At 61.5% G+C, this 25074-nt stretch carries 28 protein-coding genes; 18 read left to right on the top strand and 10 right to left on the bottom strand.

Translation table 11 applies throughout. The annotated features are described in order from the left end of the window. Positions 1–3 precede the first annotated feature (3 nt). From lpxD to fba, 9 genes are all read left to right on the top strand, one after another. The gene (gene lpxD, locus SynBMKMC1_RS06585; RefSeq protein WP_011933061.1) at positions 4–1080 is read left to right on the top strand and encodes a UDP-3-O-(3-hydroxymyristoyl)glucosamine N-acyltransferase; all 1077 of its coding nucleotides are present in this window, start codon (positions 4–6) and stop codon (positions 1078–1080) included. Positions 1081–1109: 29 nt separating this feature from the next. Further along, a complete protein-coding gene (gene leuB / locus SynBMKMC1_RS06580) occupies positions 1110–2183 on the top strand; it encodes a 3-isopropylmalate dehydrogenase (protein WP_186473149.1) in 1074 nt (357 codons plus the stop codon). Between the two features lie 75 nt (positions 2184–2258). Continuing rightward, a complete protein-coding gene (locus SynBMKMC1_RS06575) occupies positions 2259–3161 on the top strand; it encodes a phosphoribulokinase (protein WP_011933059.1) in 903 nt (300 codons plus the stop codon). Between the two features lie 144 nt (positions 3162–3305). Next, complete coding sequence (locus SynBMKMC1_RS06570; protein ID WP_370593946.1) at positions 3306–3548, top strand: hypothetical protein; 243 nt, start codon at positions 3306–3308, stop codon at positions 3546–3548. A 5-nt stretch (positions 3549–3553) separates the two neighbouring features. After that, positions 3554–4360: an A24 family peptidase gene (locus tag SynBMKMC1_RS06565; RefSeq protein ID WP_186473147.1), complete on the top strand. Its 807-nt coding sequence runs from the start codon at positions 3554–3556 to the stop codon at positions 4358–4360. Between the two features lie 36 nt (positions 4361–4396). Beyond that, positions 4397–5275: an acetyl-CoA carboxylase, carboxyltransferase subunit beta gene (gene accD / locus SynBMKMC1_RS06560; RefSeq protein WP_186473146.1), complete on the top strand. Its 879-nt coding sequence runs from the start codon at positions 4397–4399 to the stop codon at positions 5273–5275. After that, complete coding sequence (locus tag SynBMKMC1_RS06555) at positions 5275–5670, top strand: hypothetical protein (RefSeq protein ID WP_011933055.1); 396 nt, start codon at positions 5275–5277, stop codon at positions 5668–5670. Before accD ends, SynBMKMC1_RS06555 begins: the two co-directional genes overlap by 1 nt. Positions 5671–5702: 32 nt before the next feature. After that, complete coding sequence (locus tag SynBMKMC1_RS06550; protein ID WP_186473145.1) at positions 5703–6788, top strand: Gfo/Idh/MocA family protein; 1086 nt, start codon at positions 5703–5705, stop codon at positions 6786–6788. Positions 6789–6874: 86 nt separating this feature from the next. Continuing rightward, the gene (fba, locus tag SynBMKMC1_RS06545) at positions 6875–7948 is read left to right on the top strand and encodes a class II fructose-bisphosphate aldolase (protein ID WP_186473144.1); all 1074 of its coding nucleotides are present in this window, start codon (positions 6875–6877) and stop codon (positions 7946–7948) included. 54 nt (positions 7949–8002) lie between these two features. Here the strand turns inward: fba and SynBMKMC1_RS06540 are convergent, their stop codons facing one another. The 4 genes from SynBMKMC1_RS06540 to purS are packed head-to-tail and all read right to left on the bottom strand — an operon-like array spanning position 8003 to position 11028. Then, on the bottom strand, positions 8003–9133 hold the full coding sequence (locus SynBMKMC1_RS06540; protein ID WP_186473143.1) for a CARDB domain-containing protein: 1131 nt from the start codon (positions 9131–9133) through the stop codon (positions 8003–8005). 9 nt (positions 9134–9142) lie between these two features. Beyond that, positions 9143–10120 carry an LD-carboxypeptidase gene (locus SynBMKMC1_RS06535; RefSeq protein ID WP_186473142.1) on the bottom strand — a complete coding sequence of 326 codons (978 nt, stop codon included), beginning with the start codon at positions 10118–10120 and terminating at the stop codon, positions 9143–9145. A 3-nt stretch (positions 10121–10123) separates the two neighbouring features. Then, positions 10124–10777: a phosphoribosylformylglycinamidine synthase subunit PurQ gene (gene purQ, locus SynBMKMC1_RS06530; protein WP_011933050.1), complete on the bottom strand. Its 654-nt coding sequence runs from the start codon at positions 10775–10777 to the stop codon at positions 10124–10126. Beyond that, complete coding sequence (gene purS, locus SynBMKMC1_RS06525; protein WP_011933049.1) at positions 10774–11028, bottom strand: phosphoribosylformylglycinamidine synthase subunit PurS; 255 nt, start codon at positions 11026–11028, stop codon at positions 10774–10776. Before purS ends, purQ begins: the two co-directional genes overlap by 4 nt. A 97-nt stretch (positions 11029–11125) precedes the next feature. Between purS and SynBMKMC1_RS06520 the strand changes: the two genes are divergently transcribed. Further along, positions 11126–11473, top strand: coding sequence for a hypothetical protein (locus SynBMKMC1_RS06520; RefSeq protein ID WP_186473141.1), 348 nt, complete (start codon positions 11126–11128; stop codon positions 11471–11473). A 2-nt stretch (positions 11474–11475) separates the two neighbouring features. Here SynBMKMC1_RS06520 and SynBMKMC1_RS06515 read toward each other — a convergent pair whose 3' ends face one another. Then, positions 11476–12180 carry an SDR family NAD(P)-dependent oxidoreductase gene (locus tag SynBMKMC1_RS06515; protein WP_186473140.1) on the bottom strand — a complete coding sequence of 235 codons (705 nt, stop codon included), beginning with the start codon at positions 12178–12180 and terminating at the stop codon, positions 11476–11478. A gap of 30 nt (positions 12181–12210) precedes the next feature. Here SynBMKMC1_RS06515 and SynBMKMC1_RS06510 point away from each other — a divergent pair, with 30 nt between their 5' ends. The 3 genes from SynBMKMC1_RS06510 to SynBMKMC1_RS06500 all read left to right on the top strand — a co-directional run bounded on the left by SynBMKMC1_RS06510 (position 12211) and on the right by SynBMKMC1_RS06500 (position 14858). Next, positions 12211–12759, top strand: coding sequence for an isoprenylcysteine carboxylmethyltransferase family protein (locus SynBMKMC1_RS06510; RefSeq protein WP_186473139.1), 549 nt, complete (start codon positions 12211–12213; stop codon positions 12757–12759). Positions 12760–12828: 69 nt separating this feature from the next. Continuing rightward, a complete protein-coding gene (locus SynBMKMC1_RS06505; RefSeq protein WP_186473138.1) occupies positions 12829–13437 on the top strand; it encodes a hypothetical protein in 609 nt (202 codons plus the stop codon). Between the two features lie 53 nt (positions 13438–13490). Beyond that, complete coding sequence (locus SynBMKMC1_RS06500) at positions 13491–14858, top strand: MFS transporter (RefSeq protein ID WP_186473137.1); 1368 nt, start codon at positions 13491–13493, stop codon at positions 14856–14858. Here SynBMKMC1_RS06500 and cobW read toward each other — a convergent pair. Continuing rightward, positions 14855–15952: a cobalamin biosynthesis protein CobW gene (gene cobW / locus SynBMKMC1_RS06495; protein ID WP_186473136.1), complete on the bottom strand. Its 1098-nt coding sequence runs from the start codon at positions 15950–15952 to the stop codon at positions 14855–14857. The two genes, SynBMKMC1_RS06500 and cobW, sit on opposite strands and share 4 nt — an antisense overlap. Beyond that, a complete protein-coding gene (locus SynBMKMC1_RS06490) occupies positions 15952–16482 on the bottom strand; it encodes a pentapeptide repeat-containing protein (protein ID WP_011933042.1) in 531 nt (176 codons plus the stop codon). The genes cobW and SynBMKMC1_RS06490 overlap by 1 nt, the downstream gene beginning before the upstream one ends. 85 nt (positions 16483–16567) lie before the next feature. Between SynBMKMC1_RS06490 and SynBMKMC1_RS06485 the strand changes: the two genes are divergently transcribed. Genes SynBMKMC1_RS06485 through ilvD form a run of 3 tightly spaced genes read left to right on the top strand, consistent with a single transcriptional unit; the run spans position 16568 to position 19230 of the window. Continuing rightward, positions 16568–17185, top strand: a complete 618-nt coding sequence (locus SynBMKMC1_RS06485) for a uracil phosphoribosyltransferase (RefSeq protein ID WP_186473135.1) — start codon at positions 16568–16570, stop codon at positions 17183–17185. A 24-nt stretch (positions 17186–17209) separates the two neighbouring features. Beyond that, a complete protein-coding gene (locus tag SynBMKMC1_RS06480) occupies positions 17210–17506 on the top strand; it encodes a hypothetical protein (protein WP_011933040.1) in 297 nt (98 codons plus the stop codon). Between the two features lie 53 nt (positions 17507–17559). Further along, complete coding sequence (gene ilvD, locus SynBMKMC1_RS06475; protein ID WP_186473134.1) at positions 17560–19230, top strand: dihydroxy-acid dehydratase; 1671 nt, start codon at positions 17560–17562, stop codon at positions 19228–19230. Here ilvD and SynBMKMC1_RS06470 read toward each other — a convergent pair whose 3' ends face one another. Next, the gene (locus tag SynBMKMC1_RS06470; RefSeq protein ID WP_186473133.1) at positions 19231–21018 is read right to left on the bottom strand and encodes an FAD-dependent oxidoreductase; all 1788 of its coding nucleotides are present in this window, start codon (positions 21016–21018) and stop codon (positions 19231–19233) included. Next, complete coding sequence (locus tag SynBMKMC1_RS06465; protein WP_186473132.1) at positions 21018–21662, bottom strand: Mo-dependent nitrogenase C-terminal domain-containing protein; 645 nt, start codon at positions 21660–21662, stop codon at positions 21018–21020. Before SynBMKMC1_RS06465 ends, SynBMKMC1_RS06470 begins: the two co-directional genes overlap by 1 nt. Positions 21663–21736: 74 nt before the next feature. Here SynBMKMC1_RS06465 and SynBMKMC1_RS06460 point away from each other — a divergent pair, with 74 nt between their 5' ends. Then, a complete protein-coding gene (locus SynBMKMC1_RS06460) occupies positions 21737–23281 on the top strand; it encodes a methionine--tRNA ligase (protein ID WP_186473131.1) in 1545 nt (514 codons plus the stop codon). Then, on the top strand, positions 23281–24468 hold the full coding sequence (gene lptC, locus SynBMKMC1_RS06455; protein WP_186473130.1) for an LPS export ABC transporter periplasmic protein LptC: 1188 nt from the start codon (positions 23281–23283) through the stop codon (positions 24466–24468). Before SynBMKMC1_RS06460 ends, lptC begins: the two co-directional genes overlap by 1 nt. Here the strand turns inward: lptC and SynBMKMC1_RS06450 are convergent. Further along, entirely contained in the window at positions 24398–25063 is a 666-nt protein-coding gene (locus tag SynBMKMC1_RS06450; protein ID WP_186473129.1) for a cofactor assembly of complex C subunit B, read from the bottom strand. The genes lptC and SynBMKMC1_RS06450 overlap by 71 nt on opposite strands. Positions 25064–25074: the final 11 nt, after the last annotated feature.

Genomic DNA, 25074 nt, shown 5'->3' with positions numbered 1-25074 from the left:
CCCATGCGATTCAGCCAATTGATCGCCGTGCTCAAGAACGGTGATGCAGGCGTTCTCTCCACGTCTGAAGGCCGGGACCCCGAGCTGCGGGGTGCTGCCTCCCTGGAGCGGGCGACGGCGGATCAACTCAGTTTTCTCGAAAAGGGAAACGCGCTCGTCGGCAGCCTGGAAAGCAGTGAAGCTGGCGCCGTCCTGATTCCCGATCAACAGGAGCTCAGGGAGCTCGCCGAGCGGCTTCAGCTGGCCTGGGCGGTGTGTGGTGACCCACGACTGGCCTTTGCCGAAGCCCTCGAACAACTGCACCCCAAACCCTCCCCCCAGGCGGGAATCCACGCCAGTGCGGTCATTGCCGACCGCGTGCAACTTGGCGCCGGTGTGAGCATCGGTGCGCGGGTTTGCATCGGCGATGACACCCGGATCGGTCCACGCACCGTGATCCATCCGGGGGTGGTGATCTACGGAAATGTGGACATTGGAGAGGGCTGCGAGCTCCATGCCAACGCTGTTCTCCATCCCGGAAGCCGAATCGGTGATCGCTGCGTGGTGCATTCCAATGCCGTGGTGGGATCCGAAGGCTTCGGCTTTGTGCCCACCGCCAAGGGGTGGCGCAAGATGCCCCAAACTGGCCTTGTCGTGTTGGAAGACGGCGTTGAAGTGGGCTGCGGCAGCACGATCGACCGGCCTTCCGTCGGTGAAACCCGGATCGGCAGCGGTACAAAGATCGACAACCTGGTGCAGATCGGCCACGGCGTGGTGACAGGCCGCGGCTGCGCCCTGGCCTCTCAGGTGGGGATCGCCGGTGGCGCCCAATTGGGCCATGGGGTCATTCTCGCCGGCCAGGTGGGCGTCGCCAACAGAGCTGTGATTGGCGATCGTGCCATCGCAAGCTCCAAAAGCGGGATCCATGGAGAAGTGGCCGCAGGCGAGGTGGTCAGCGGCTACCCAGCCATTCCCAACCGGCTCTGGTTGCGCTGCTCAGCAGCCTTCTCCAAGTTGCCTGAGATGGCGAAGCAGCTGCGCGAACTCAAGAAGCAAGTGTCTTCAGAAGCGACCGGAGGATCGATCGAAGCCGATCAGTAATCTCAGCACCATCCTTCTCGCCCGGCTCCATGACTCACCATCGCGTCGTCCTGCTTCCGGGTGATGGCATCGGCCCTGAAATCACAGCAGTGACTCGCCAGCTGCTCGAAGTGGTGGCCGATCGCCACGGCTTCCAGCTGGACTTTGATGACCAGTTGATCGGAGGGGCTGCGATCGAAGCCACCGGCGAGCCTCTGCCCGACAAAACTCTGGACGCCTGCCGATCGGCGGATGCGGTGCTGATGGCGGCGATCGGCAGTCCGCGGTTTGACACGCTCCCGCGGGAGAAGAGACCTGAAAGCGGCCTTCTCGCCTTGCGGTCGGGGCTGAACCTGTTTGCCAATCTCCGGCCGGTGAAGATCGTGCCCGCCCTGATCGAAGCCAGCAGCCTGAAGGCCGAAGTGATTCAAGGTGTGGATCTGATGGTGGTGCGCGAACTCACCGGAGGCATCTACTTCGGTCAGCCCAAGGGGAGGGTCGAAGCCGACGGAGAGGAACGCGGTTTCAACACCATGACGTATTCGGCATCAGAGGTGGATCGCATTGCCAGGGTGGCGTTTGAACTCGCCAGGGAGCGAGGAGGGCGACTCTGCTCTGTGGACAAAGCCAATGTGTTGGATGTGAGCCAGCTGTGGCGCGATCGGGTGGATGCCATGGCCCCCTCCTACGCCGATGTGGAGGTGAGTCATCTTTATGTGGACAACGCAGCCATGCAGCTGGTGCGAGCACCTCGGCAGTTTGATGTGCTGCTCACCGGCAACCTGTTTGGCGACATCCTCAGTGACGAGGCCGCCATGCTCACCGGCTCCATCGGCATGCTCCCCTCAGCATCCCTGGGCAGCGATGGCCCGGGACTGTTTGAACCGGTGCATGGATCCGCTCCGGATATCGCCGGAGAAGACAAGGCCAATCCCATGGCCATGGTGTTGTCTGCGGCCATGATGCTTCGGATTGGTCTCAAGCAGAAAGCCGCCGCTGATGCCCTTGAACAGGCCGTCGACCGTGTGCTGGCCGGCGGTTTCCGCACCGGTGACCTGATGGCCGAGGGATGCACACCTCTGGGATGCCAGGCCATGGGCGAAGAGCTTCGTAAGGCGCTCTAAACACGTTGCGCCAACGAAAATTCGGTTTTGGCCCTTCGACCTGCCAAACTCGTCGGGCCAGATCTGCCTCCGTCGATGTCGAAGCGTCACCCTGTCGTGGCTGTTACTGGTTCCTCCGGCGCAGGAACCAGCACCGTGAAGCGTGCCTTCGAGCACATCTTCGCCCGTGAAAGCATCACCCCGGCTGTCGTTGAGGGTGACAGCTACCACCGCTTCGAGCGGATGGAGATGAAAAAGGCCATGGCAGAAGCTCTCTCCAAAGGAGAAAACTTCTCCCATTTCGGCCCTGAGGCCAACCTGTTCGACAAGCTCGAGGAGCTGTTCCGGGTTTACGGCGAAACCGGCGGCGGGCAGAAGCGCTACTACCTGCACAGCCCCGAAGAAGCAGCCGAACACAACGCCCGTCTCGGCGTCGAGCTCGACCCTGGCCAGTTCACCCCCTGGGAAGACATCCCCAGTGGAACCGACCTTCTCTTCTACGAAGGCCTCCACGGTGGCGTTCAGGGCGAGTCCTACGACGTGGCTGCCCTCGCCGACCTGCTGGTGGGTGTGGTGCCCATCACCAACTTGGAGTGGATCCAGAAAATCCACCGGGACAATGCCGAGCGCGGCTATTCCGCCGAAGCCATCGTGGACACCATCCTGCGCAGGATGCCTGATTACATCAATCACATCTGTCCGCAATTCAGCCGCACGGATATCAATTTCCAGCGGGTGCCCACGGTGGACACGTCCAACCCTTTCATCTGCAGAAACATTCCAACGCCAGATGAAAGCTTCGTGATCATCCACTTCCGCAAGGGAGCACGTGAAAAGTGGGGAATCGACTTCTCCTACCTTCTGAGCATGATTCACGACTCATTCATGTCGAGCCCCACCAGCATTGTGGTGAACGGCGGCAAGATGGGCTTCGCCATGGAACTCATCCTCACGCCAATCATTCACCGGATGATTGAGGAAAAGAAAAAGCTGGGCTGATTCTGCTCTGTTCCAGTCACGCTGAATCGATCTATCGTGGGTTCATCTGAACGATCAGGTGAACCCATTTCTTCGTATTCACCGTCCTTTGTGATTGCAGGTGCTGGGGGCACCAACCCCGCACTGACACCACGCTGGGATCGAGTGGACAGCCGGCGCTTGATCGCCGTTGCGCGAAAGGTTTATTTCAAGCACCTGACCACGAATGGGTACAGCCTTGATCCCTTGGGTGTGGTGGTGAATGGTCAGCACGATGACGGTCGCGTGGTGTTCGAAATGCCGACCTTGCTGCCCGAGGAGCAATTCATCAGTGCTGAGCTGATTGGCCTCAGGCTCAAGCGCCCCAGGGTCACGAAGGATCGCGCGAGGGGGGGAGCGTTCTCGTGACGCTCATGCTGCTTGTCCTGGCCCTCTTCGGTGCCTGCATCGGCAGTTTCACCAACGTTGTGGTGTGGCGTCTGCCAAGGCAGGAATCACCGATTTGGCCAGGAAGTCATTGCCCGAGCTGCGGTCACCCCGTGCGTTGGCATGACAACGTTCCCGTTCTGGGTTGGTTGCTGTTGCGCGGCCGCTGTCGCGATTGCACAGCAGCGATCTCTGCCCGTTACCCAATCGTGGAAGCCTTCAGTGGCTTCCTGTGGCTCAGCGCCCTGATACCGGCACTTCGTAGCAGCAACACGCTGCTGATCACGCTGCTGATGGGGCTTGTGCTCGTGAGCCTCCTGCTGCCCCTGGTGCTGATCGATCTAGACCATTTGTGGTTGCCGGAGCCGATCTGCAGGGCAGGGGTGATCAGCGGTGTTCTTGCGACAGCCCTCCTGGCCTGGGGGGGTGGCAGCGAGCGCCCGGAATCGGTTCTCCTGAATCACCTGATCGCCAGCGCGGCCGGACTGCTGGTGATGGAGGGACTCAGCGCGCTAGCTGAACAACTTCTGGGCCAACCTGCCCTTGGTCTCGGTGACGCCAAGCTGGCTGCGATGGCTGGGGCCTGGCTCGGTCTGGGCGGCCTCGGGATCTCCATGGCTCTGGCTGTGTTCTCCGGTGCCGCGGTGGGGACACTGGGCCGCTGGACGGGCCGTCTCGGGCCCAGGCAACCCTTCCCCTTCGGTCCCTTCATCGCCTTTGGGATCTGGATGACATGGCTGATGGGTGCGCCGTGGTGGTGGCAACGCTGGCTTGCCCTGATGGGAGGAACCTGATGGGTCGTCTTAAATGGTTCCAGTGGAAGGCAATGCGTGTCGCTATTCGACTGGTTCGCTGATCGCCGCAAGGAACAGTCCGTCGTGAAGGTTGCCCAGGAGCCCGAAGAAGGCGACGGCCTCTGGAGCAAATGTCCTGAATGCGGCCAGGTGGTGTATCGCAAGGATCTGCTTGCCAATGCCAGTGTTTGCAGCAATTGCGGCCATCACCATCGGATCAACAGCGCCGAGCGCATCGCCCTGATTGCCGATGAAGGCAGTTTTGAAGCGATCGACGAAGCGTTGGCTCCCACCGATCCTCTCGGTTTCAAAGACCGTCGCGCCTATGCCGACCGGCTGCGTGAGACCCAGTCCGGAACGGGACTCCGCGATGGCGTGATCACGGGCATGTGCCGCGTGGTTGGCATCCCCATGGCCCTGGCGGTGATGGATTTCCGCTTCATGGGCGGATCCATGGGATCCGTGGTGGGGGAGAAGCTGACGCGCCTGGTGGAACAGGCCACAGCCAAGCGCCTGCCGCTGCTGATCGTGTGCGCCTCAGGTGGAGCACGCATGCAGGAGGGCATGCTCAGCCTGATGCAGATGGCCAAGATTTCAGGGGCTTTGGAGCGTCATCGCCAAGCCGGCGTGCTCTACATGCCCCTGCTTACCCACCCCACCACCGGAGGGGTGACCGCCAGTTTCGCCATGCTCGGTGATCTGATCCTGGCGGAACCGAAAGCCTTGATCGGCTTCGCTGGTCGCAGGGTGATCGAACAGACCCTGCGGGAAAAGTTGCCCGACAACTTCCAAACAGCTGAATACCTTCAGGACCATGGATTCGTGGACACGATCGTTCCTCGCACCCAGCTGAAGTCCACGCTTGCCAATCTGATGAAGCTGCATGGCTGCCTGCAGGGGAGTGCGGCAGTTTGATGAACCCGATCCCCCGTTTCACACCCTCCCGGTGGATCGTCGTTGTGGTCGTTCCACTCCTGCTGCTGCTGCTTGGCGGTCCCGTTCTGGCCGGCCCAGTGGATTGGCGCGAGGTTCCATCCAGCTCTGAAGGCCAGCAGTGGTGGGACGCCGGCAGTGTTCGGCGCACACGGGACGGCACCGTGTCCGTTCTCAGCCGCTACAGCCTGAGAACGGAGGACGAATCACCAGCCCTCGGCACCCTGGTCGTGATGGACATCGATTGCGACCAACGGCTCTATCGGGACACGCAGAAAAACGGTCTTCCCCGCTTCCAGGCCTCCTGGGAAGCGCCAGCTGACGACGATCTGATCAGCGAAGTGATCGACGCCGTGTGCAGCTCTGGATTGGCTTGATCCCATCGTGTTGTCTGACCCCCTGATCCTCCATGGCTTTGCGCTCTAGTCGAGAACCCATTGGTGTTGCCGTCGCCGGGCTCGGTTTCGGAGCCGCGGTTCACCTGCCCGCCCTCGACGCGAATCCTGATCTCAAGTCCGTTGCGCTCTGGCACCCCCGCCGAGAGCGCCTGGATCAAGTGGTTGGTGACCAGGGTCTGAGGGGTTACGACGACTTCGATGCCCTGCTCGGAGATCCTGATGTGGAGGCTGTGATCATCGCCACGCCTCCTGGGCCTCGCTACGACCTCGCCCAGCGTGCTCTTGCCGCAGGAAAGCATCTGTTGCTTGAAAAGCCGGTTGCCTTGAATGCCGACCAGGTGGCTGACCTGCAACGCACAGCCTTGGCATCGGGCCTCTCGGTGGCTGTGGATTTCGAGTATCGAGCTGTACCGCTCTTCCAGCAGGCAGAACGGCTTCTGAGCAGCGGCGCGATCGGCACACCCTGGCTGGCAAAGCTGGATTGGCTGATGAGCAGCCGAGCCAATCCCCAGCGCCCTTGGAACTGGTACGCCAAAACCGATGAAGGCGGCGGTGTGCTGGGTGCACTCGGAACCCATGCCTTCGACATGCTGGCCTGGCTGATCGGCCCGGTTCAGACCCTGCAATCCATCACGCAAACCGCCATCGCCCACAGGCCGGATGCCAGCGGCGAATTCCAGGCCGTGACCGCCGAAGACATCGCCCTGATCAACACCACCCTCACAACCCATCAGGGAGCACCACTGGCCGCCCAGGTGGCCCTGGCATCGGTGGCGCGCAATGGCAGGGGTTGCTGGCTGGAGGTCTACGGATCAGAGGGAAGTTTGAAGCTGGGCAGTGAAAACCAGAAGGACTATGTGCATGGGTTCTCCCTCACCCTTCAGCGGGACGGCGAGCCACCTCGCAGCATTCAGGCGGATGAAGAGTTCCGCTTTGCGACAACGTGGAGCGACGGTCGTGTGGCCCCAGTCGCCCGGCTGCAGGGTTGGTGGGCCGAAAGCATCCGCAGCGGCCGGCCGATGGTGCCTGGTCTGCTGGAAGGGCTGGCCAGTCAGAAGGCCTGCGACCGCTGCCTCGCGATGGCCTCGGAGCCATGATTGAGGGGAGACAGGAATCCTGGGGTTAGATCCGGTAGATTCGCCCCCATTCGTCTTAAAGACGTTCCACTTCGAGGATCTTTCCCATGGCGCTCGTTCCGCTTCGGCTCCTGCTCGACCACGCCGCTGAGAACGGCTACGGCATCCCTGCATTCAACGTGAACAACCTGGAGCAGGTTCAGGCCATCATGGAAGCGGCTGATGAGACCGACAGCCCCGTGATCCTCCAGGCCTCCCGCGGCGCCCGTAACTACGCCGGTGAGATCTTCCTGCGTCACCTGATCCTGGCCGCGACCGAGACCTATCCCCACATCCCCGTGGTGATGCACCAGGACCACGGCAACGCTCCTGACACCTGCTACTCCGCTGCCATCAACGGCTTCACCTCCGTGATGATGGATGGCTCCCTGGAAGCCGACGCCAAAACTCCTGCCAGCTACGAGTACAACGTGGCTGTTACCAAGCAAGTGGTGGATTTCGCCCACTCCGTGGGTGTGAGCGTTGAGGGTGAGCTGGGCTGCCTGGGCTCCCTGGAAACCGGTAAGGGCGAAGCCGAGGACGGCCACGGCTTTGAAGGTGAGCTGTCCAAGGACATGCTGCTCACCGATCCTGCGGAAGCCGCTGACTTCGTTGCCAAGACCAAGTGCGACGCCCTGGCCATCGCCATCGGCACCAGCCACGGCGCTTACAAGTTCACCCGCAAGCCCACCGGTGAAGTGCTGGCCATCAGCCGCATTGCTGAGATCCACAAAGCCATCCCCAACACCCACCTGGTGATGCACGGCTCCTCCTCCGTTCCCCAGGAATGGCTGGAAATGATCAACAAGCACGGTGGTTCCATCCCTGAGACCTACGGCGTTCCCGTCGAAGAGATCCAGGAAGGCATCCGCAATGGTGTGCGCAAGGTGAACATCGACACCGACAACCGTCTGGCCTTCACCGCTGCTGTTCGCGAAGCAGCCATGGCTGATCCCGCCAACTTCGATCCCCGCCACTTCAACAAGCCGGCTCGCAAGTACATGAAGCAGGTGTGCCTCGACCGCTACCAGCAGTTCTGGGCCGCCGGCAACGCCAGCAAGATCAAGCAAGCCAGCATCACCCACTACGCCGGCCTCTACGCCAAAGGCGCTCTCGATCCCAAGGCTGCCGTCGCTGCCTGATCATCTCGATCAATTGATCCATCCACAGGGGCCGCAAGGCCCCTTTTTTTGTGGTTAAGCAATCACCACATCCAGGTCCATCCGATTGTTGGTCCTGCATTCGTCAGCTTCAATCACCATCTGTTCGGGGTCAGCGATCACAGAGATCCGGTGATCACCCACGGGCAGATCCAGGGGCATCGTGAAGTCCTCGCCTTCAGCGGCTTTGAGCCAAGGGATGCGCACGTAGCGATGGTTGCTGTAGCGGTCATCGATCACAACAGCGACCCCTACATCACTGACATCCATGCTGCCGATATTGCTGACACGGAATCGGAGCTCTCCCTCTCTGAAGGCGAGGTGCTGAATGGCCAGATCGCTGGCCAGAGAGGCGATGCTGCGCAGCGGGTAAAGCCAAAGACTGTCCAGGTGCTCCAAGCGGGTTGACGGATGTTCATGGTGGAGATGACCACCAAAGGCCAGGTCGGTGCTGCAGCCATGCAGATGCAGATGGGCACCCGGCTGTGGCACGGTCACCCGTCCCTGTTCCGGCTCCGTATCGAAGAATCCGCAGCAATCCCAGTGCATGGAGCGGCCGAGATAGCGGATCGGATCGTCCGTGTTGCCCGGGTCCGGGGGCAGTGGAGCGAGCCGGTAATGCTGCAGCATGTCGTAGATGCTGAGGCCCGCAGCAGTGGTTCCAGCCTCACTCGTGGCGATTCCAAGATTTCTGCGCTGCTGTCCCATGCAGAGCTTGGAGGCCACGGTGATCACGAGTTCATGCCAGTGGGCGATCAAACGCACCCCATAGATCGGTGCCCTTTCCAAGTTGCCAAGACGCTGTCCATGGGCGATGGCTTGCTGCACCAGGGCTTGCAGTGGTCGGCCCTGCGGATCTCCGAGGGCTGCGAGGTCGGCGGGTCGTCGCAGAGCCGTGGCATCACCGGTGAAGCACACATAGGGGAAATGGCCGCTGCCATCACCAGACGTGAGCCTGCGGATGCTGCCGTCATGGGCGACGCAGCGCCAGATGGCGGACTGCTGATCGCCATCGCGCAGGAACGTCAGTTCTCCATTGTCGACACTCGTGGTTGTGCCCAGACCCAGCACATCACCGTCGAGCGGGATGCGCTCGAAAGGCAGATGTTCGCGGACATCGCCGAGGATCAGATCACAGACACTGTTGGCAATGGTGAGGTCGGCCATGGTGGTGTGTCAGCGAAGAAGTTGCAGGGTGCCGTCGTTCCCGTTGAGCTGTGCCTTCACGCCAAGAGGCAGGGATTGGTTGGGTAATCCATGGCCTAAGGGCAGATCGAGCAGTAGGGGGACGCCGAGATCACCGAGCCTCTCCTCGAGAATCCCAGCCATCGAGAAATCACCGGGAAGGATGTCGTCCTCCTTCCAGCTGAAACGACCGCAAACCACACCCGCAACGCTGTTCAACAGCCCTGCACTGCGCCACTGCGTCAACATCCGGTCTACGCGGTAGGGAGCCTCGCCGACATCCTCCAGCACCAACACAGATCCCTGAAGGGACGGAAACCAAGGGGTGCCGATCAGGTGCGTGGCCACCGTGAGATTGCTCACCACCAGGGGACCCTGAACGATGCCGGCGCGCAGCGCCCGCCCCTGCAGTGGCGCTGTCGGCGCACCGTTCAGAAGCGACACTGTGCGTGACCACTGCTCCTCCGGTCCACCGGTGGAGCCATGAATGGCGCCAAGAAGACCGGCGTTCCACTGCGCTAGCAGCAGGGCGCTGCTGTCGGAAAAACCCAGCGACCAAAAGGATCGTTTCGGAAACTGAACACCCGCTTCCAACACCCTGGCCGCTCCCCAGCCGCCCCCCACGTACAACACCCCGTCCAGCGTGGGATCGTTCCAGGCCTGCTCAATCACCTGGCATCGCTGAGCGTCAGGTGCAGAAAACCACTGCCACTGACCACGCACATGCTCCGGAACCTCCAGGATCCACCCCTGGGCCTCACAGCGTTGAACGAGGGGATTGAAATCCGTGTCTGGATCCATCCAGGTTCCTGGATTGAGAGCGCGCAAGCGTGAGCCTTTCCTGAGCGGTCGCGGAGCTTGAAGCGCTCGGGAGGTTTGGCGTGCCCTCCCCTCTCCAGGCCAGAGTGAGGCCATCGCCCCGGAACCGACCGCAAGCGAAGCCAGCTCCAGCAGCGATCGACGGCGCATGACCTAGGAGAGCAGAGCCTCCAGGATCGCGCGACCAGATGTGCTCCCGGTCACCGGATCACAGGCACGCTCCGGATGGGGCATCAGACCCAGCACGTTGCCCTGGGCGTTGGTGATGCCGGCGATGTCGGCAACAGACCCATTGGGATTACGGCAGTAGCGCAGGGCAATGGCGTCATCGTCCTGCAGCTTTTTAAGGGTGTCGTCACTGCACTGAAAACGGCCCTCCCCGTGAGCGATCGGCAGGGAGAACTGGTCGTCGCGTGCGCAGGTCGCCAGCCAGGGGCTGCGATCACTGACGACCGCCAGAGGGGTGGACTCGCAGATGAAATGGAGATGACGATTGCGTGTGAGGGCGCCAGGGAGCAGACCGAGTTCCGTCAGCACCTGAAATCCATTGCAGATTCCCAGCACACGGCCGCCATCGGCCGCGAAACGTTTCAAGGAGTCGAGCACGGGTGCAAAGCGGGCGATGGCGCCGCAACGCAAGTAATCGCCGTAGCTGAATCCCCCCGGCAGCACGACGGCGTCCAAGCCGCTGAGATCACGATCTTCATGCCAGAGGTACCGGGTCGGAAGACCGAGACACCCTTCTGTGGCCCAGCGAACATCGCGGTCACAGTTTGATCCTGGGAAAACGACAACCCCGATGGTCATGACTGCGAGAGCTCCAGAGTCCAGTTCTCGATCACAGGATTGGCCAGAAGACGATCGCTGAGCAGTTCAACCCGGCGCCGCGCTTCGGCCTCGTCAGGTGCTTCCAATTCAAGTTCCACAGCCTTGCCGATGCGGAGATGGGCAATTCCATCCACACCAAGACGCTGGGCAGCGGCACTGGCTGCCTCTCCTGCAGGATCGAGGACCGATGGGCGCAGTTGCACCAGAACGCGGGCTTGAAAACGCGGCACGAGCTCTGAACGGGAATTGTTAAATCTTGACAGGCCAGGGGTCCGCTCAATCGCGACCGACTGCACGTTGAAGACAGTGCGTTGAAACCGGCGACGTGTGACTGGCACCAGCCTTGCTGTTCTTCGATCCGTCGCTCTGCTGATGGTCTCAGTGGCAGCCTTGGGCGCTCAGGCGCGAGCTGAATCGACTGCGGCCATCTCCATGGAATGCCGCCATGCCCATCAGGTGTGGTCTCCCTGCAACGTCGTGAGTGAACAACCGGGGGCACGCTGGGAGCTGGCGTTCAACGATCAGATCGTGCGGTTTCAGCACGACGGCAGCGGCACGATCGAGATGCAAATTGGCGAGCAAAGCGCCTGGACCAAGGTGCAAGGGCGCTGGACCCCCGATGGTTCGCTCTGCTGGAACACGGTCTGCGCCCGCGGCAACATCCCGCTCGATTGAGGTCAGCTTTCCAATGTGGGATTCAACGCGAGTTCAAAGGGCACAGCGGATGCCGGCAGCTTGAGCAGTTGGGCGCAGAGGGATGCAATGTCGTCTGGCTGGGTCATCAACTCCGGTGCCAGAGGACTGATTCCTCTGGCCATCTCAGTGTTCACCCAGCCTGGGCAAATGGCGGTCACGCGAATTCCCTTGTCCCAACCTTCGTTGCGCATCGCCTGGCAGAGGCCCATCAAGGCGAACTTGCTGGCGGAATAACCCGCCAACTTGCCCTTGCAACGTTTTCCGCTCATGGAGACCAGAACCTGAATCCGTCCTGCCTGGGACGCCACAAGTGCTGACCAGGCAGCTCGCGTTAGCAGCCAGGGCGCTTTCACATTCACACGCCAAAGTTCATCGGGCTCATCGCGCTGCGCATCCCCAAACAACAAGGGGGTGCTTCTGAGGATTCCGGCGCAATGGATCAGCGTGTCGAGTGATCCATACGCCTGCTGAACCGCCTGCACAGCGCGCTCGGCTGCGTCTGGATCCCTGGCGTCGTAGCGACAAAGCGAGAGGGCATCCCCATGGAGTCGGGGATCCAGAGCGGTGTCGCGCAGGCCGTCCGGGTCGCGGATAGCCAAGCAGAGGCGATGTCCCTGGGACAGCAGCAAGGTGGCGATCGACCGGCCGATGCCTCGACTCGCACCTGTGATCAGAACCGTTCGCATAGTGGGGGGGACGTCGAGGAAGCAAACCCCATGGAGGACTGGAAACAGGCGTTCCAAGGCTGGAATCTGAGTTGGACAAGCCTGTTCAACAATCAGCAGGGGGAGTGGTGGCTGGTGGCCCAGCTGCTGCTGATCGTGGGGCATTTAGCGCCGGCTTGGCCGGCCCCTGACTCCCTCGGGGTCCATTGGCCAGCGGTGATGACCCTCAGTGGGCTGATCCTCCTCGCTGGGGGACTGGGATTGGCGGTTCAGGGATTCCGTGCCCTAGGACCCAGTCTCTCGCCGCTTCCGGAACCAAAACAGGGGGCCGCACTGGTGACCACAGGCGTTTATGCCCACTGCCGCCATCCTCTTTACCGAGCTGTTTTGGTGTGTTCCTTGGGAGTGACCCTCGCCTGGGGAAGTCTTTTGCACATGGCTCTGTTTGTCGCACTGGTGGCTGTCCTCACGGGGAAAGCACACCGGGAAGAGCGTCAATTGCTCCAGTGCTGCCCCAACTACGCGCACTACATGACAACCACAGCGGCGATCGTGGCGCACGTCCCAGGCCTCGACTGGCGGGCACCAAGGTCCGGCTGACAAACCGTTTATTCATTCCTGAGCCGATAATGTTTGCCCGTAGGACAGGGTCGTTTTTCTGTCAGCGGGATGCAAATCGTCCGGGACCGCCGAACCCTCCGCCGTTGCCTTGCACGAACGGTGCTGGCCACAGCGTTGCTCGGACTGGGAGTGACGTCCGCAGCCCGGGCTGATCGTGAGGATGGAGAGCGTTCGTCCCTGATGGCCCTGCTCGAGCCCGTGCAACCGCAGGTGGAGCCGGTCCCCACCCTCGTCCTGGAGAGGACCGGGCGCCGCATCGCCTCAACCGGGGATCCAATCTGGGATCTGAGGCTCGAGATTCCAGGCGAGCCCACCCGTCGCTTCGACGCCGTCAGTGGACGGGCCAATCGTCAGAACGCGGACCGCGACCGCATGGGAAGTCGGGCTCCCCTACCGGCAGGCACCTACAGCGTCGGTCCGGTGGAACCCCTCGCCGACGGGGCCTATCCCGAACTCGGCCCTGTGTGGATCAGCATCGAACCCACGTTCACAACGGGGCGCAGAGTTCTGGGAATTCACCAAGACCCAAGCGCCGGTCGCCTGAATTCCCAGAGCGGCACCCTTGGCTGCATCGGCCTCGTGCATCGCAAGGACATGCTCGATCTCTCCAGCCTGATCGAACAATCGGGAACCCAGCGTCTTGTGGTGATGAACTGAGTTGTTTAACTGATTGGTTCGCCCAAAATTGCCAGCAGAGGACTGAAGCGACAATGAGCACTGCGGTGGATCTGATCGATGCCCCCGCTGCACTCAAGCGCAGGGTGCTGCGTGCCTACGGCATCGGTGATGCCGGCACAGGCATGGCCTCAGCGGTCGTTGGCTTCTACCTTTTCGTTTTTTACACCGCAGTCGCTGGATTGCCCGCATGGCTGGCGGGAACGGTGCTGATGGTGGTGCGCGTATGGGATGTCTTGAGTGATCAGCTCATCGGCTGGCTCGGCGATCGCACAGGTGGACGCTGGGGCCCGCGTTTGCCCTGGATGATCTCCAGTGCGGTCCCCCTGGGGCTGTCCATGACCCTGATGTGGTGGGTGCCTCCATTCGCTGATCCCTGGCGGTTTCTCTGGTTTGTTGCGGTGGCAGCAATCTTTCAGAGCACCTACTCCGGCGTGAACCTGCCCTACTCAGCTCTGGCAACGGAGTTGACGAAGGATGAAAAGCTGCGCACACGCCTCAATGCCTACCGCTTCACAGGGTCTGTTCTGGCCAGCCTTCTCGGGCTTCTGCTCGGCGCTGCCCTGAGCCATCAAGGTGCACCTGGATATCTGCAGATCGGTCTGGCCACGGGCCTGATCCTGACGTTCGGCAGTGTGTCCAGTGCGCTTGGGTTGGCGCCTGCGGCGGCCCGTTGCAAGCGTCCTTCTCCGACGCATCAGGCCCTCATCCCTCAGCTGCGCAGCCTCAAGACCAACGGTCTGTTTGTGCGCGTGGTGGCGATGTACCTGCTGGGCTGGGGTGCTCTTCAGCTGATGCAGCCCGTGTCGATCATCTACCTCTCGGATGCACTGCATCTCCCCCATCGTTGGAGCACGTTCTTGCTCATCCCGTTTCAGATCAGCGCCCTGGCAGGACTCTGGATCTGGAATCGGGTGGCCGCGCAACGCAGCCGCCTGGTTGCGCTTCAGGTTGGTGGTTGTGGCTGGATCGTGTTTTGCATCCTTGCGCTGGTGCTGCCAGCGCTTCCGGTCAGCGGCAACGCCCTGGCCGCTGCCAACCGGGGCCAGCTTCTCGCCTTGCTGGTCACCCTGGTGCTGCTCGGTCTCTGCGCTGCCACGGCCTATCTGCTTTCTTGGGCTTTTCTTCCAGATGCCGTTGATGCAGAGCCAAATCATCCCGCCGGTCTGATCACAGCCTTCATGGTGCAGATCCAGAAGCTTGGCAGTGCCGCTTCGGTGTTCCTGCTGGGCCTCATGCTCAGCTGGAGTGGTTACGAAGCATCCCTGGGGGAAGCCCAGCCCGATCGAGCTCTGGTCATGATCCGAATGAGCATGGGGTTGATTCCCGCTGGTTTGGTCATGCTCTCTCTTTGGGTCATGCGCGACTGGAACAGGGTGCGGACGCGCCTTTTGCCGAGCTAGCGATTGGCCACAAGCCTGGTTTCAAGACGTTCTGCCGCGCCAGCTTCAAGGCCAATCACGACGAGCTCGAGACCGGCCCCTGAGGGAGGTGTCCAGGCCTGCTCCGGAGCGGCCTCAAACCAGCTGTCCAATCTGGGACCCACCATCTGGATCTGCAGAGGAAGGGTTTTGCCTGGAAGCCAGACACGGCCTTTGAGGCGGATGACGTGGTGGGTGCGGGCGAACTCCGGTAAGAGTTGCTCGAGCGAGCTGCGATCAAAAGAGCCTTCCAGACGGATCTGACCGCTGATCGCCTCCACGTGGCTGTGATCGTGATGGCCGTGGTCGTGATGGCTGTGGTCGTGATGGCTGTGGTCGTGATCGTGGTCACCGGCATCCTCAGGCTGGTGAGCGCGATGGGTGGATTCGGTCGACTCAAGACCAAGCACCAGGGCTGGATCAACCTGCCCTTGGCTGATGGCCAGAGTGCCTGCCCCTGGACGCAAACGCGGCTGGATCCCCTCCAGCACGCTGTCCAGCTGGGAAGGCTGCAGACAATCGGAACGGCTGATCAGCACCAGATCCGCTGCCTCAAGTTGGTCCTCGAACAGATCTTCGATGGCGGTGAGGTGATCGAGGCTCTGATCCCCCTGCCGCTGACGTTCCAGGGCCTCGGGATCGCCAACGGGACTGCCGCCACTGAGGGCTTCGCCATCCACCACCGTGACAACCCCATTCACGTGCACACGGCGACGGATGGCTGGCCACTCAAGAGCCTGGAGCAGGGGACGGGGAAGAGCCAGACCGCTCGTTTCAACGACAATGCCGTCGAGCTGATCGGAGCGTTGCAGAAGCGTTTCCATCGTGGGCAGGAAATCGTCCTGAACGGTGCAACACAAACAGCCGTTATTCAGTTCCACAAGGCGACCTTCCACCTCCTCCTCTGGACAGAAACCGCAACTGCGAATCAGATCTCCATCCAAGCCAACCGTTCCGAACTCATTGACCATCACGGCAAGTCGTTGACCGCTCTGGGTAAGCAAATGCCGGAGAACAGTGGTTTTACCGGCGCCGAGAAAGCCGGTGATCACCGTCACAGGAAGTCGTTTGGCCATCAACGGCATCCGAGTGATTCTTTTGTGCTCACACCACTGAGACTGTTCACCCCACTGGCGCGTCCACAGAGCGCTTTGAGCTGGGGAAGGTCGATCACGGCGTTTGTGAAATCGGTCCCTTCGATCTGTGCATCGTTAAATCGGCTCTGCATCAGCATCGCGTTGGTGAAGTTCGCATCGCGAAGGTCGGCTCCATCGAAACGGCTGGAGAACGCCACCACATCTTCCAGGTCGGCTCCGCGTAAATCAGCACCCTGGAGTTGCGATGTGTTGATCACAGCCCCGCGCAGATCGGCATCCCCCAGATCAACCTCGCGCAGGTCGGCCTTGAGAAATTCCTTTTCCTTGAGATCCCGTCCGTGCATGTTGGAGGAGATGTCCTGCACAGCACGCTGACCGCGCAACTCCGGTGCGGTGATTGCCTCTGCGGAAAGTCCACCGATGAGAACGGATGAGAGCACCAACAAGCCGGCGAGCAGGGCCGTGGTCAGTTGTCGCAGCGAGTGGCGAAGAAACGCAGGGACTGGCATGGGGGAGGACGCTCGGCGGGTGCCGGAAGCAACTGCCGTAATTTGAACGGTCACGTTATGGCAGAGATCTGCCCAGCCACGTGTCATGGCCAAGACTCTTCGAGTGGTGGTTCCGCCCCACCCCCTCATCGCCCACTGGCTGACAGTGTTGCGCCACGAGAGAACTCCAGCAGCTCTCTACCGCACAGCCATGGAGGAGCTCGGCCGATGGCTGAGTTATGAAGCGCTTCGCGATTGGTTGCCGCACCGCAGGGAGGTGGTGAAGACACCTTTGGCGAGCACGGAAGGAACGATGATTGAAACAAGCGTTCCCCTGCTGGCCATCCCACTGCTTCCAGGTGGCCTGCATCTCTGGGAAGGGGCGCGTCAGGTGCTTCCGAATGCTGACCTGTGCCTCGATGGCGTGCCCTCCAGCATCGAAAGCAAGGCTGGCGTGATGGTGCTTCTCGATCAGATCGACGATGGTGAGGCTGTGGTCTCAATCCTGAGTCGGTTGCATCAGGAAGGGGTGGATGGGCGTCGCCTGCGCGTGATCACCACGGTTTGTGCAAGCCCGGGGTTGAAGCGCATCGGTGAGGCCTTCCCCGACATCACCCTTCACACCGCCTGCATCGATGCCGACCTCAATGAAGACAATCAGATTCTTCCTGGAATCGGTGACCCCTTGCTAAGGCTCGGGATCAGATCATCCCAAGACACCTAGGGTTCATTCAAGGATTGGAGGGCCATGGCGCGTCAGCAAGAGTCAACATCGGCAACCCTGGCGACACTCGTCAGCGGCGCTGTCCTCGGTGCAGCCGGCCTTGGCTGGTGGCTGATCTCCGAGGCGGACCGTCGCCGGCGTCTGCGCTACAAACGCTCGATGTTGTACGCCCCACGCATGCAGGACGGCAGTGAGGCGTTGGGCCCTGGAGAGCGCCAGCCTCTGGATGCCGACAGCCAGCTGGAGGCTCGCGTTGATCAGCTGAATGCCGCGATCGCCGATGTACGCAAGCAGCTGGAAGACCTTGGCTCGAAGGGGTGACCAGCGCGGCCGGTAGGTTGCTTTCAGTTTCACGCCGGATGACGGCCTGATCCATGCTCCGCTCCGATGCCGTTACCAAGGGGATTCAGCGCTCACCCAATCGGGCGATGCTGCGAGCCGTCGGTTTCGGCGATCAGGACTTCGGAAAACCAATCATTGGCATCGCCAACGGCTACAGCACGATCACGCCCTGCAACGTTGGGCTCGATGATCTCGCCAAGCGTGCCGAGGAGGCGGCCCGCCTAGCGGGAGGTATGCCTCAAACGTTCGGGACCATCACCGTCAGCGACGGGATCTCGATGGGAACAGAGGGAATGAAATATTCCCTGGTGAGCCGGGAAGTGATCGCCGACGCCATCGAAACAGCCTGCAATGGCCAGAGCATGGACGGCGTGTTGGCCGTGGGCGGCTGCGACAAGAACATGCCTGGAGCCATGCTTGCGATGGCGAGGATGAACATCCCGGCGATCTTCGTGTACGGCGGCACCATCAAGCCCGGAAAACTCGGCGGCTGCGACCTCACCGTGGTCAGTGCTTTTGAAGCGGTCGGTCAGATCACCAGCGGCAAGATCGACGAGGAGCAGCTCACGGCCATCGAGAAAAATGCCTGCCCCGGTGCTGGCAGCTGCGGCGGCATGTTCACCGCCAACACCATGAGCGCCGCCATCGAAACGATGGGACTCAGCCTTCCGCACAGCTCCACCATGGCTGCTGAAGATGAAGAGAAGGCCGAGAGCGCAGCCCGATCGGCGGAGGTGTTGGTGCAGGCCATCGAATCCGGCATCCGCCCCCTCGACCTGATGACCCGGGAAGCCTTCGAAAATGCCATCAGCGTGATCATGGCGGTGGGTGGTTCCACCAATTCCGTCCTGCATTTGCTCGCCATTGCCCGCACTGCTGGGGTGGAGCTCGCCATCGACGACTTTGAACGGATCCGCCAGCGCGTTCCAGTGATCTGCGACCTCAAACCCAGTGGCCGTTACGTCACGGTGGACCTCCACCGCGCCGGTGGAATTCCCCAGGTGATGAAACTGCTGCTGGATGCCGGACTCCTCCACGGTGATTGCCGCACCATCGAAGGCAAAACCCTGAAGGAGCTGCTTGCCGATGTGCCCTCCACTCCGCCCGCGGATCAGGATGTGATTCGGCCGCTCTCCAATCCCCTGTATGCCAAGGGCCACCTGGCCATCCTTAAGGGCAATCTGGCTTCCGAAGGAGCTGTCGCGAAGATCAGTGGTGTGAAGAATCCGGTGATCACCGGTCCAGCAAGGGTGTTTGAGAGCGAAGAAAGCTGTCTTGAAGCGATTCTCGACAATCAGATCAAGGCCGGTGATGTGGTGGTGGTGCGCAATGAAGGCCCGGTCGGCGGACCGGGCATGCGCGAGATGCTCAGTCCTACGTCCGCGATCGTGGGACAAGGGCTACTCGACAAGGTGGCGCTGATCACCGACGGACGCTTTTCAGGTGGCTCCTATGGCCTCGTGATTGGCCACGTAGCCCCCGAAGCGGCCGTGGGCGGAACCATCGGTTTGATCGAGGAAGGAGACAGCATCACCGTGGACGCCAATCAGCTGCTGCTGCAACTGAATGTGGAGGAGGCTGAGCTGGAGCGGAGGCGGAGTGCATGGTCGGCACCAGTGCCGAAGTACCGCACTGGAATCCTCGGCAAATATGCCCGGCTTGTGAGTTCCAGCAGCCAGGGTGCGGTCACCGACCAGCCCTGATCAGCCCCAGCCTGTCACCCTCAACCAGGGCCCCCAGGGGTTGAGGATTCCTCGCAGGGCCACGGCAGTCGGCTCCTTCACGGTGGTCATCCAGGCCTGAACCGATGGCTCGAGGGTGATCACCGGCCAGGCATCCCCATCGGGCGTCTCAAGCCGAAATCCTCCGTCGCCGCAGGGATGAATCCATCCCCTCAACACAGCATCTCTGTGGCTGGGGGGGGCAGGGGCCGCTGCCTGCGTTGCATCAGTCTGCTCCGAAAACCCACGCAGTGCCTTGTGCTGGAGGTCGTTCCAGAACGGATCCCTCCAAGCCAAGGTCCAGTTCGGAACCACTGCTGCAGGTGCCCTTCGATCATTGATCAACAGCTCCTGGAGCTGGGGAACTGAACAGTGCGCCGGTGGCACGGCCTGGGCCACCGCCAGCGCTGCAGCGGCTCCCGCCGCCTGACCCACGTTCAACACCAACGGCTGCAGCCGCGTGGCGCCATTCGCCATATGGCTTGTGCTGATCGCCTTGTCGGCCGCCATCAGATTGGCGATCTCCGCGCTCACCAGCGCGCCGTAGGGGATGCAGAACGGTGTGCCCGTCCAGCGCCCACCCCAGCGGCAGCTCTTTGGCGCCAGGGGCCAATCCGGCCCGGGATAGTGATGGTCGTTGGCGTAATTGCCCACCGCGATCGACTGCATCACGCCGGCGGAATCTCGCGGCAAAGCAGCGCACGAAGCACCCTGGCCAACTGGCAACAGGTCTTGCTCGATCACCGTGGCGCGCCCCACCAAACGCCGCCCCTCCCGCCAATAGGGCATGGCCGCCAGCCAGGGAGCCGGACTGCCGGACTCGGCGGGGAAGGCGTGGCCAAGCTGCAGCCAGCCATCGCTGGCTTCCTTGAGGGCTTCAGCAAAACGCAGGCTGTGGGCCTGCATCTCTTCGTACAACGCCGCTTCTTGCTTGGGGTCAGCGCCAAAGGCCCGACTCAGCCCCCAGTGCCAATCGTTGCCGTGGAGGGGCCAGTTGAGCATCACCAACCCACCGGGCAGGCGCCCATAGGTGAGGGTGCGCTCCAAGCCGAAGGCCTCACAGGCCCGCTCGAACGGAGCTGGCAGCTGGGGGCAAGCGCTGGATCCGATCGTGCGGGCTGGATCCGGCTCCAGATGGTCGCTTTGCAGTTGCCCCATCACCACCCAGGTGGGCGATTGCAGCGGATGCTCACTGAAAAAGGGCTCCGCTTCCAGCCGGGCGCGGCTTGGGGCACTGGGTTCATTCCAGTGCTCCTGGGCTTCCCAGCCGAAGCGGAAGGGAACCTCTGCAAGGGGCAAGAGATCGCCGCGGTCGCTGCCATCGATCACCACCTGGCAGGCAACCCGACGCGGCTCTCCTTCAACGTCAACGCGCACCGCCGTGATCAGCGCCCCCTCGCGCTCCACCGCCAGCAAGCGGCAACCGGAACGCCAGAGCAGCTTGGCTTCGGCCGCCACCCAGTCCTGGAGGATCTGCTCGGCGGTCGTGGGCCGGTAGCCGAAGCAGCTCACCCAGTTGTGATCGAGCCCCTCCGGCTCACGCCTCTCCAGCTCCCGCAGGAAGGCACCCCATAGGCCCGTCTGCCAGGGGCTGAGCTCGTTGCCATCCGGACAGCACACCCCGGCGGCGCTCACCATTCCCCCAAGCCAGCTGCCAGGGGTGAGCAGAAGCGTGGAGGCTCCACCCCGTGCTGCCTGAATGGCAGCGGCCACGCCACCAGTGCCGCCCCCCCAAACGAGCACATCAACCGCATCGATGGACGTGGTCATCACGCGCCGCAGTCCCTGCGACTGATCCGCAACTGCTCGTCCTGCGGGAGGCGGCTCAGGCAGCGGAAGCGCAGACCCACGAGTTGGTCGTAGAGCGGATTCAATTTGCACATGGGCGGAATGTGCACGAGTTTGTGGCCAAACAGCACGATGTCCCTCTCAAACGGACATTGCGCGGGGATCAGGCTGACGATGAAGCCGGCAACGGCTTGGTCGCTGGGGTCGAGCGCATCCAACCAATGCTTCAAAGGTTCAAGCGGATGAAGGTTCAGGGCGCTTGTTGGAGCCTCACACGGCTGCAATCCCTTCAACGCTGACTGATCACAGCCGAGCAAGTCCGCCCAGTGATGGAGCAGAGCCAATTCCTTGTCACTGAGATGACCATCGGCCAACGACACCACAACAGCCGAGCGCAGAAACTGCTCGGCGAGGGTCGGATCTTGCGCAAAAGCCCCGGCCAGATCTCTGTCTTGAACAGGGGGCAAGCCCTCCCAGTCGAGTTCGGCGTTGGGCAGGGTGGCCGCCAGGTGATCGGCCAGCGTTCGGCGCTCTCCTTCGCTGAAATCACCGTCAGCAAGAGCCAGTTGGTGCAGGGCTGACAACCACACACGCCGAAGCTCTGCGCGTCGGATTGAGGACGTCATCGATTCCAGGGGGGGGAAAGGGGGTCGTTAAGATCCAGCCCCAGAGCCAGGGGCTTCAGAGGAGAGCCGACGCGATGACCTACAGCCTCACAACGCCGCTCTACTACGTCAACGCCAAACCCCACCTCGGAAGCGTTTACACCACGCTCGCCTGCGATGCACTGGCTCGTTTTCAGCGTCTGGAAGGACGAGACGTTGTGTTCATTACCGGGGTTGATGAACACGGCCAGAAGATTCAACGCACGGCCGAAACGCAGAACATCAGCCCAATCGATCATTGCGATCGCATTTCGGCGTTGTATTCCGACCTCTGGACGCGTTGGCACATCAGCAACGATCGCTTCGTTCGCACCACAAGCGCTCGCCATCTTCCGCTGGTTCAGGCCTTTTTCCAGCGCTGCGAAGCTGCAGGACACATCCGCACCGGCCATCAGGAAGGTTGGTACTGCGTGGATTGTGAGGAATTCAAAGATGATCCTGCCGATGCCAAGGCTCCCGACTGCCCGATCCATCGCAAGCCGCTGGAATGGCGCGATGAGGAAAATCTGTTCTTCTGCCTCTCGCAATTTCAAGAGCGCATTGAAACCCTGATTGCTGATCCTCAATTCATCGCACCCACGAGTCGGCGTCGTGAAATCGAAAATTTCGTCGCCGGAGGACTACGTGATTTCTCCATTTCCAGGGTGAATGTGTCCTGGGGCCTACCCGTCCCTGGACATCCTGGACACACCTTTTATGTGTGGTTTGACGCCCTGCTCGGTTACCTCACAGCGCTGCTGGATGACGGCGGAGCGGTGGACCTGGATCGCCTTGCTGACATCGGCTGGCCTGCCGATGTTCATGTGATCGGGAAAGACATCCTGCGCTTTCACGCTGTGTATTGGCCTGCCATGCTGATGTCGGCGGGTTTGCCCGTTCCGAAACGTGTTTTCGGACATGGCTTTCTCACCCGAGAGGGGCAGAAGATGGGAAAAGCTCTTGGCAATGTGCTGGATCCTGAAATCCTGCTCGAGCGCTGCGGCACCGATGCCGTGCGTTGGTATTTGCTGAGAGACATCCAATTTGGAGAAGACGGCGATTTCCAGCAGCAACGATTTATGGATCTCGTGAACAACGATCTCGCCAACACGATCGGCAATCTTCTGAATCGAACAGCCTCGATGTCGCGCAAATGGTTCGATGCATCCCTCCCTCCCGTCTCGCCAGATGTGCGCTCTGAGCATCCGCTGAAACAACCCACCGAACAGACAATCGAGCGCGTGCGTCAGTCGATCCCGGCACTGGCGTTTCAAGACGCGGCCGAAGCCGTGTTGCAACTGGCGATCGAAGCCAACGGTTATCTCAATGAACAAGCGCCATGGAGCCTGATGAAACAACCAGGCCACGAAGAAAAAGTGGGGGATGATCTCTATGCCGTTCTGGAATGCTGCAGGGTGATTGGCCTGTTGCTTCAACCCCTGGTGCCAGGCCTCAGTTCCAGGATCCTGGCCCAGCTCGATCAGCGGCCGAGCGACGATGGCTGGACCCAGGCACTGCGCTGGGGAAAACTGGAACCAGGCGTCGGTCTGCCCAAACCGGAGCCAGTGATGCAGAGACTTGAGCTTGAGTCCCCCCTCTGATGGCCTTGCCCTCACGCCATGGCTGGCTTGCAAGCTGCCTGCTAGCAGGCCTCCCTCTTCTCGGCGGTTGCGCCGATGCCGACGCTCCAGTCGCCCTCGAAGCACCCCCTTTCGTGTTTCGTTCACTGGAGCTTGAACAGAAATCGAGTGATGGCCAAAACGAATGGACCCTCTCGAGCCCTGAAGCCCGTTACGAACTGAACAAACGCTTGGTTCGTGCCCGCAAACCCGTTGGCCTCCTGTTTCGGAATGGGAAGCCCTCCTTTCGGATTCAGTCCGATCTAGCCCAAGTGATCAACGATGGTGAAAAGATCCTGCTGGAGGGGAATGTCAAGCTCCAGCAACTCACCGGCGCGAAGCTGCTGATCCAGGGGGATCGATTGCGCTGGAGGCCTGAACAAGGCGAGTTGACCATGGAGCAGCGGCCCCGTGCCACGGATCGGGAGTCGCGGATTTCGTCGCGAACAGCCGTTCTTCAACAAGCCACCAATGAACTCACCCTGACGGGCACCGTTCAACTCGAGCGTTGGTCCAACGACGACCGCACCATCCCGCCTGACAGTTCATTGCGCAGCGGCAAAGCGCAGTGGAATCTTGATTCAGGACAACTCAAAGCCAACGGGCCCGTTCTTGGTCAGCGCAGAGATCAGGAGGGAACCGTTCTCGAGCAACTCGAGGGCCAATCCCTGAATGGAAACACCCTGAAGGGTGAGATCACCGTTCTGTCTCCGGTGACGCTGCGCATCCCGCGTGAAAAAGGTGTGCTGCGGGCTCAAGCCACAACCTGGCTGTTCCGGAAGCAGGTGATTCGCAGCACCGAACCCTTTGAGGCTGATCTCGACCGCACGCGCATCACGGGGGAGGGATTCAGGGCGGATCTCGGCGACACGACCGTCGACGTTGAGGGAGCCTGTGAGATTCGCCAGCCAGGGGAAGTGCTGAAAGCTGAACGTTGCCGCTGGAACTGGAGCAGTGAAGCCGTCTTGGCCGAAGGGCAGGTTCGCGTGCGCAGGGATGAGAACGATCAGGTGACACGAGCCACACGGCTTGAGGGAACGGTTGGGAAGGAAGGACGCATTTCCTTCACTGCGCCCGGATCTCTGGTGGAATCAGAAATCAGGATCCCGGCTGAGGGCAGGGGTGGGACTCCTGGATCCCGCCGCCAACCGAATCCAGTGTCGTTCTGAGGCGTTCACACCACCCCGCCAACCAACGCTCATCCGATCGGGTGAAGCAGCGTTCGGACCAACCACCCAGCACCACCCAGCCCCTTTGCCCTAGGGGGTGCACCATCAGCGATGGCAAGCCCGGCAGCACAGGATCAAATTCTTCGCGCCCTGGATAAAGCGCTGTTTTCACCAGCGAGATCAGCTCCTGTCGCTCGCGCGCCCGCGCACAGATGGCACCGGGCACGAAGGCATCCGAAGTGATCAGACCCCGCCGAAGCAGCACGTGCCCATCCCACATCACCAACATCGAGGCGGCTGAAGTTGCGGTGAGGAACTGATGGCTTCCCCAGGCCAACTCCAATGCCAAGGCACCATCCAGCGTGTCGTTGATCTGAAATCCCTGTTCACCACTGAGTTTCGCTGCTTCAGCAGCACGCGGTATGGCCCGGGTCCACAGAGCGGCAACCAACATCAAGCCAACGGAGGCCATTCCAGCCAGCACCTCGGCCCGCTGCAGGGCCGGGGGAAATTCTCCAGCCGTGAGGGCGTTCAGGAGCGACAGGCTCAGCACCAGCACCCCAGCGATCAGACAAAGACGAGCGGAGCCAGGCATGGTCTGCAACA

It is taken from the genome of Synechococcus sp. BMK-MC-1, from assembly GCF_014279955.1.
Lineage (GTDB): Bacteria > Cyanobacteriota > Cyanobacteriia > PCC-6307 > Cyanobiaceae > Synechococcus_C.
Note: the sequence above shows the minus strand (reverse complement) of the source record. Positions and strands in the feature narration are given on the sequence as shown.

What these genes read in the sequence shown, in the direction of transcription:
- lpxD (WP_011933061.1), top strand. Translation starts at nt 4, where the DNA reads ATGCGATTCAGCCAATTGATCGCCGTGCTCAAGAACGGTGATGCAGGC.
- lptC (WP_186473130.1), top strand. Translation starts at nt 23,281, where the DNA reads ATGGCCTTGCCCTCACGCCATGGCTGGCTTGCAAGCTGCCTGCTAGCA.
- SynBMKMC1_RS06510 (WP_186473139.1), top strand. Translation starts at nt 12,211, where the DNA reads ATGGAGGACTGGAAACAGGCGTTCCAAGGCTGGAATCTGAGTTGGACA.
- SynBMKMC1_RS06450 (WP_186473129.1), bottom strand. Translation starts at nt 25,063, where the DNA reads ATGCCTGGCTCCGCTCGTCTTTGTCTGATCGCTGGGGTGCTGGTGCTG.
- SynBMKMC1_RS06540 (WP_186473143.1), bottom strand. Translation starts at nt 9,133, where the DNA reads ATGGCCGACCTCACCATTGCCAACAGTGTCTGTGATCTGATCCTCGGC.
- SynBMKMC1_RS06490 (WP_011933042.1), bottom strand. Translation starts at nt 16,482, where the DNA reads ATGCCAGTCCCTGCGTTTCTTCGCCACTCGCTGCGACAACTGACCACG.
- SynBMKMC1_RS06535 (WP_186473142.1), bottom strand. Translation starts at nt 10,120, where the DNA reads ATGCGCCGTCGATCGCTGCTGGAGCTGGCTTCGCTTGCGGTCGGTTCC.
- cobW (WP_186473136.1), bottom strand. Translation starts at nt 15,952, where the DNA reads ATGGCCAAACGACTTCCTGTGACGGTGATCACCGGCTTTCTCGGCGCC.
- SynBMKMC1_RS06565 (WP_186473147.1), top strand. Translation starts at nt 3,554, where the DNA reads ATGCTGCTTGTCCTGGCCCTCTTCGGTGCCTGCATCGGCAGTTTCACC.
- fba (WP_186473144.1), top strand. Translation starts at nt 6,875, where the DNA reads ATGGCGCTCGTTCCGCTTCGGCTCCTGCTCGACCACGCCGCTGAGAAC.
- SynBMKMC1_RS06500 (WP_186473137.1), top strand. Translation starts at nt 13,491, where the DNA reads ATGAGCACTGCGGTGGATCTGATCGATGCCCCCGCTGCACTCAAGCGC.
- SynBMKMC1_RS06460 (WP_186473131.1), top strand. Translation starts at nt 21,737, where the DNA reads ATGACCTACAGCCTCACAACGCCGCTCTACTACGTCAACGCCAAACCC.
- purQ (WP_011933050.1), bottom strand. Translation starts at nt 10,777, where the DNA reads ATGACCATCGGGGTTGTCGTTTTCCCAGGATCAAACTGTGACCGCGAT.
- leuB (WP_186473149.1), top strand. Translation starts at nt 1,110, where the DNA reads ATGACTCACCATCGCGTCGTCCTGCTTCCGGGTGATGGCATCGGCCCT.
- ilvD (WP_186473134.1), top strand. Translation starts at nt 17,560, where the DNA reads ATGCTCCGCTCCGATGCCGTTACCAAGGGGATTCAGCGCTCACCCAAT.
- SynBMKMC1_RS06470 (WP_186473133.1), bottom strand. Translation starts at nt 21,018, where the DNA reads ATGACCACGTCCATCGATGCGGTTGATGTGCTCGTTTGGGGGGGCGGC.
- SynBMKMC1_RS06480 (WP_011933040.1), top strand. Translation starts at nt 17,210, where the DNA reads ATGGCGCGTCAGCAAGAGTCAACATCGGCAACCCTGGCGACACTCGTC.
- SynBMKMC1_RS06555 (WP_011933055.1), top strand. Translation starts at nt 5,275, where the DNA reads ATGAACCCGATCCCCCGTTTCACACCCTCCCGGTGGATCGTCGTTGTG.
- SynBMKMC1_RS06485 (WP_186473135.1), top strand. Translation starts at nt 16,568, where the DNA reads ATGGCCAAGACTCTTCGAGTGGTGGTTCCGCCCCACCCCCTCATCGCC.
- SynBMKMC1_RS06505 (WP_186473138.1), top strand. Translation starts at nt 12,829, where the DNA reads ATGCAAATCGTCCGGGACCGCCGAACCCTCCGCCGTTGCCTTGCACGA.
- SynBMKMC1_RS06550 (WP_186473145.1), top strand. Translation starts at nt 5,703, where the DNA reads ATGGCTTTGCGCTCTAGTCGAGAACCCATTGGTGTTGCCGTCGCCGGG.
- SynBMKMC1_RS06465 (WP_186473132.1), bottom strand. Translation starts at nt 21,662, where the DNA reads ATGACGTCCTCAATCCGACGCGCAGAGCTTCGGCGTGTGTGGTTGTCA.
- SynBMKMC1_RS06515 (WP_186473140.1), bottom strand. Translation starts at nt 12,180, where the DNA reads ATGCGAACGGTTCTGATCACAGGTGCGAGTCGAGGCATCGGCCGGTCG.
- SynBMKMC1_RS06575 (WP_011933059.1), top strand. Translation starts at nt 2,259, where the DNA reads ATGTCGAAGCGTCACCCTGTCGTGGCTGTTACTGGTTCCTCCGGCGCA.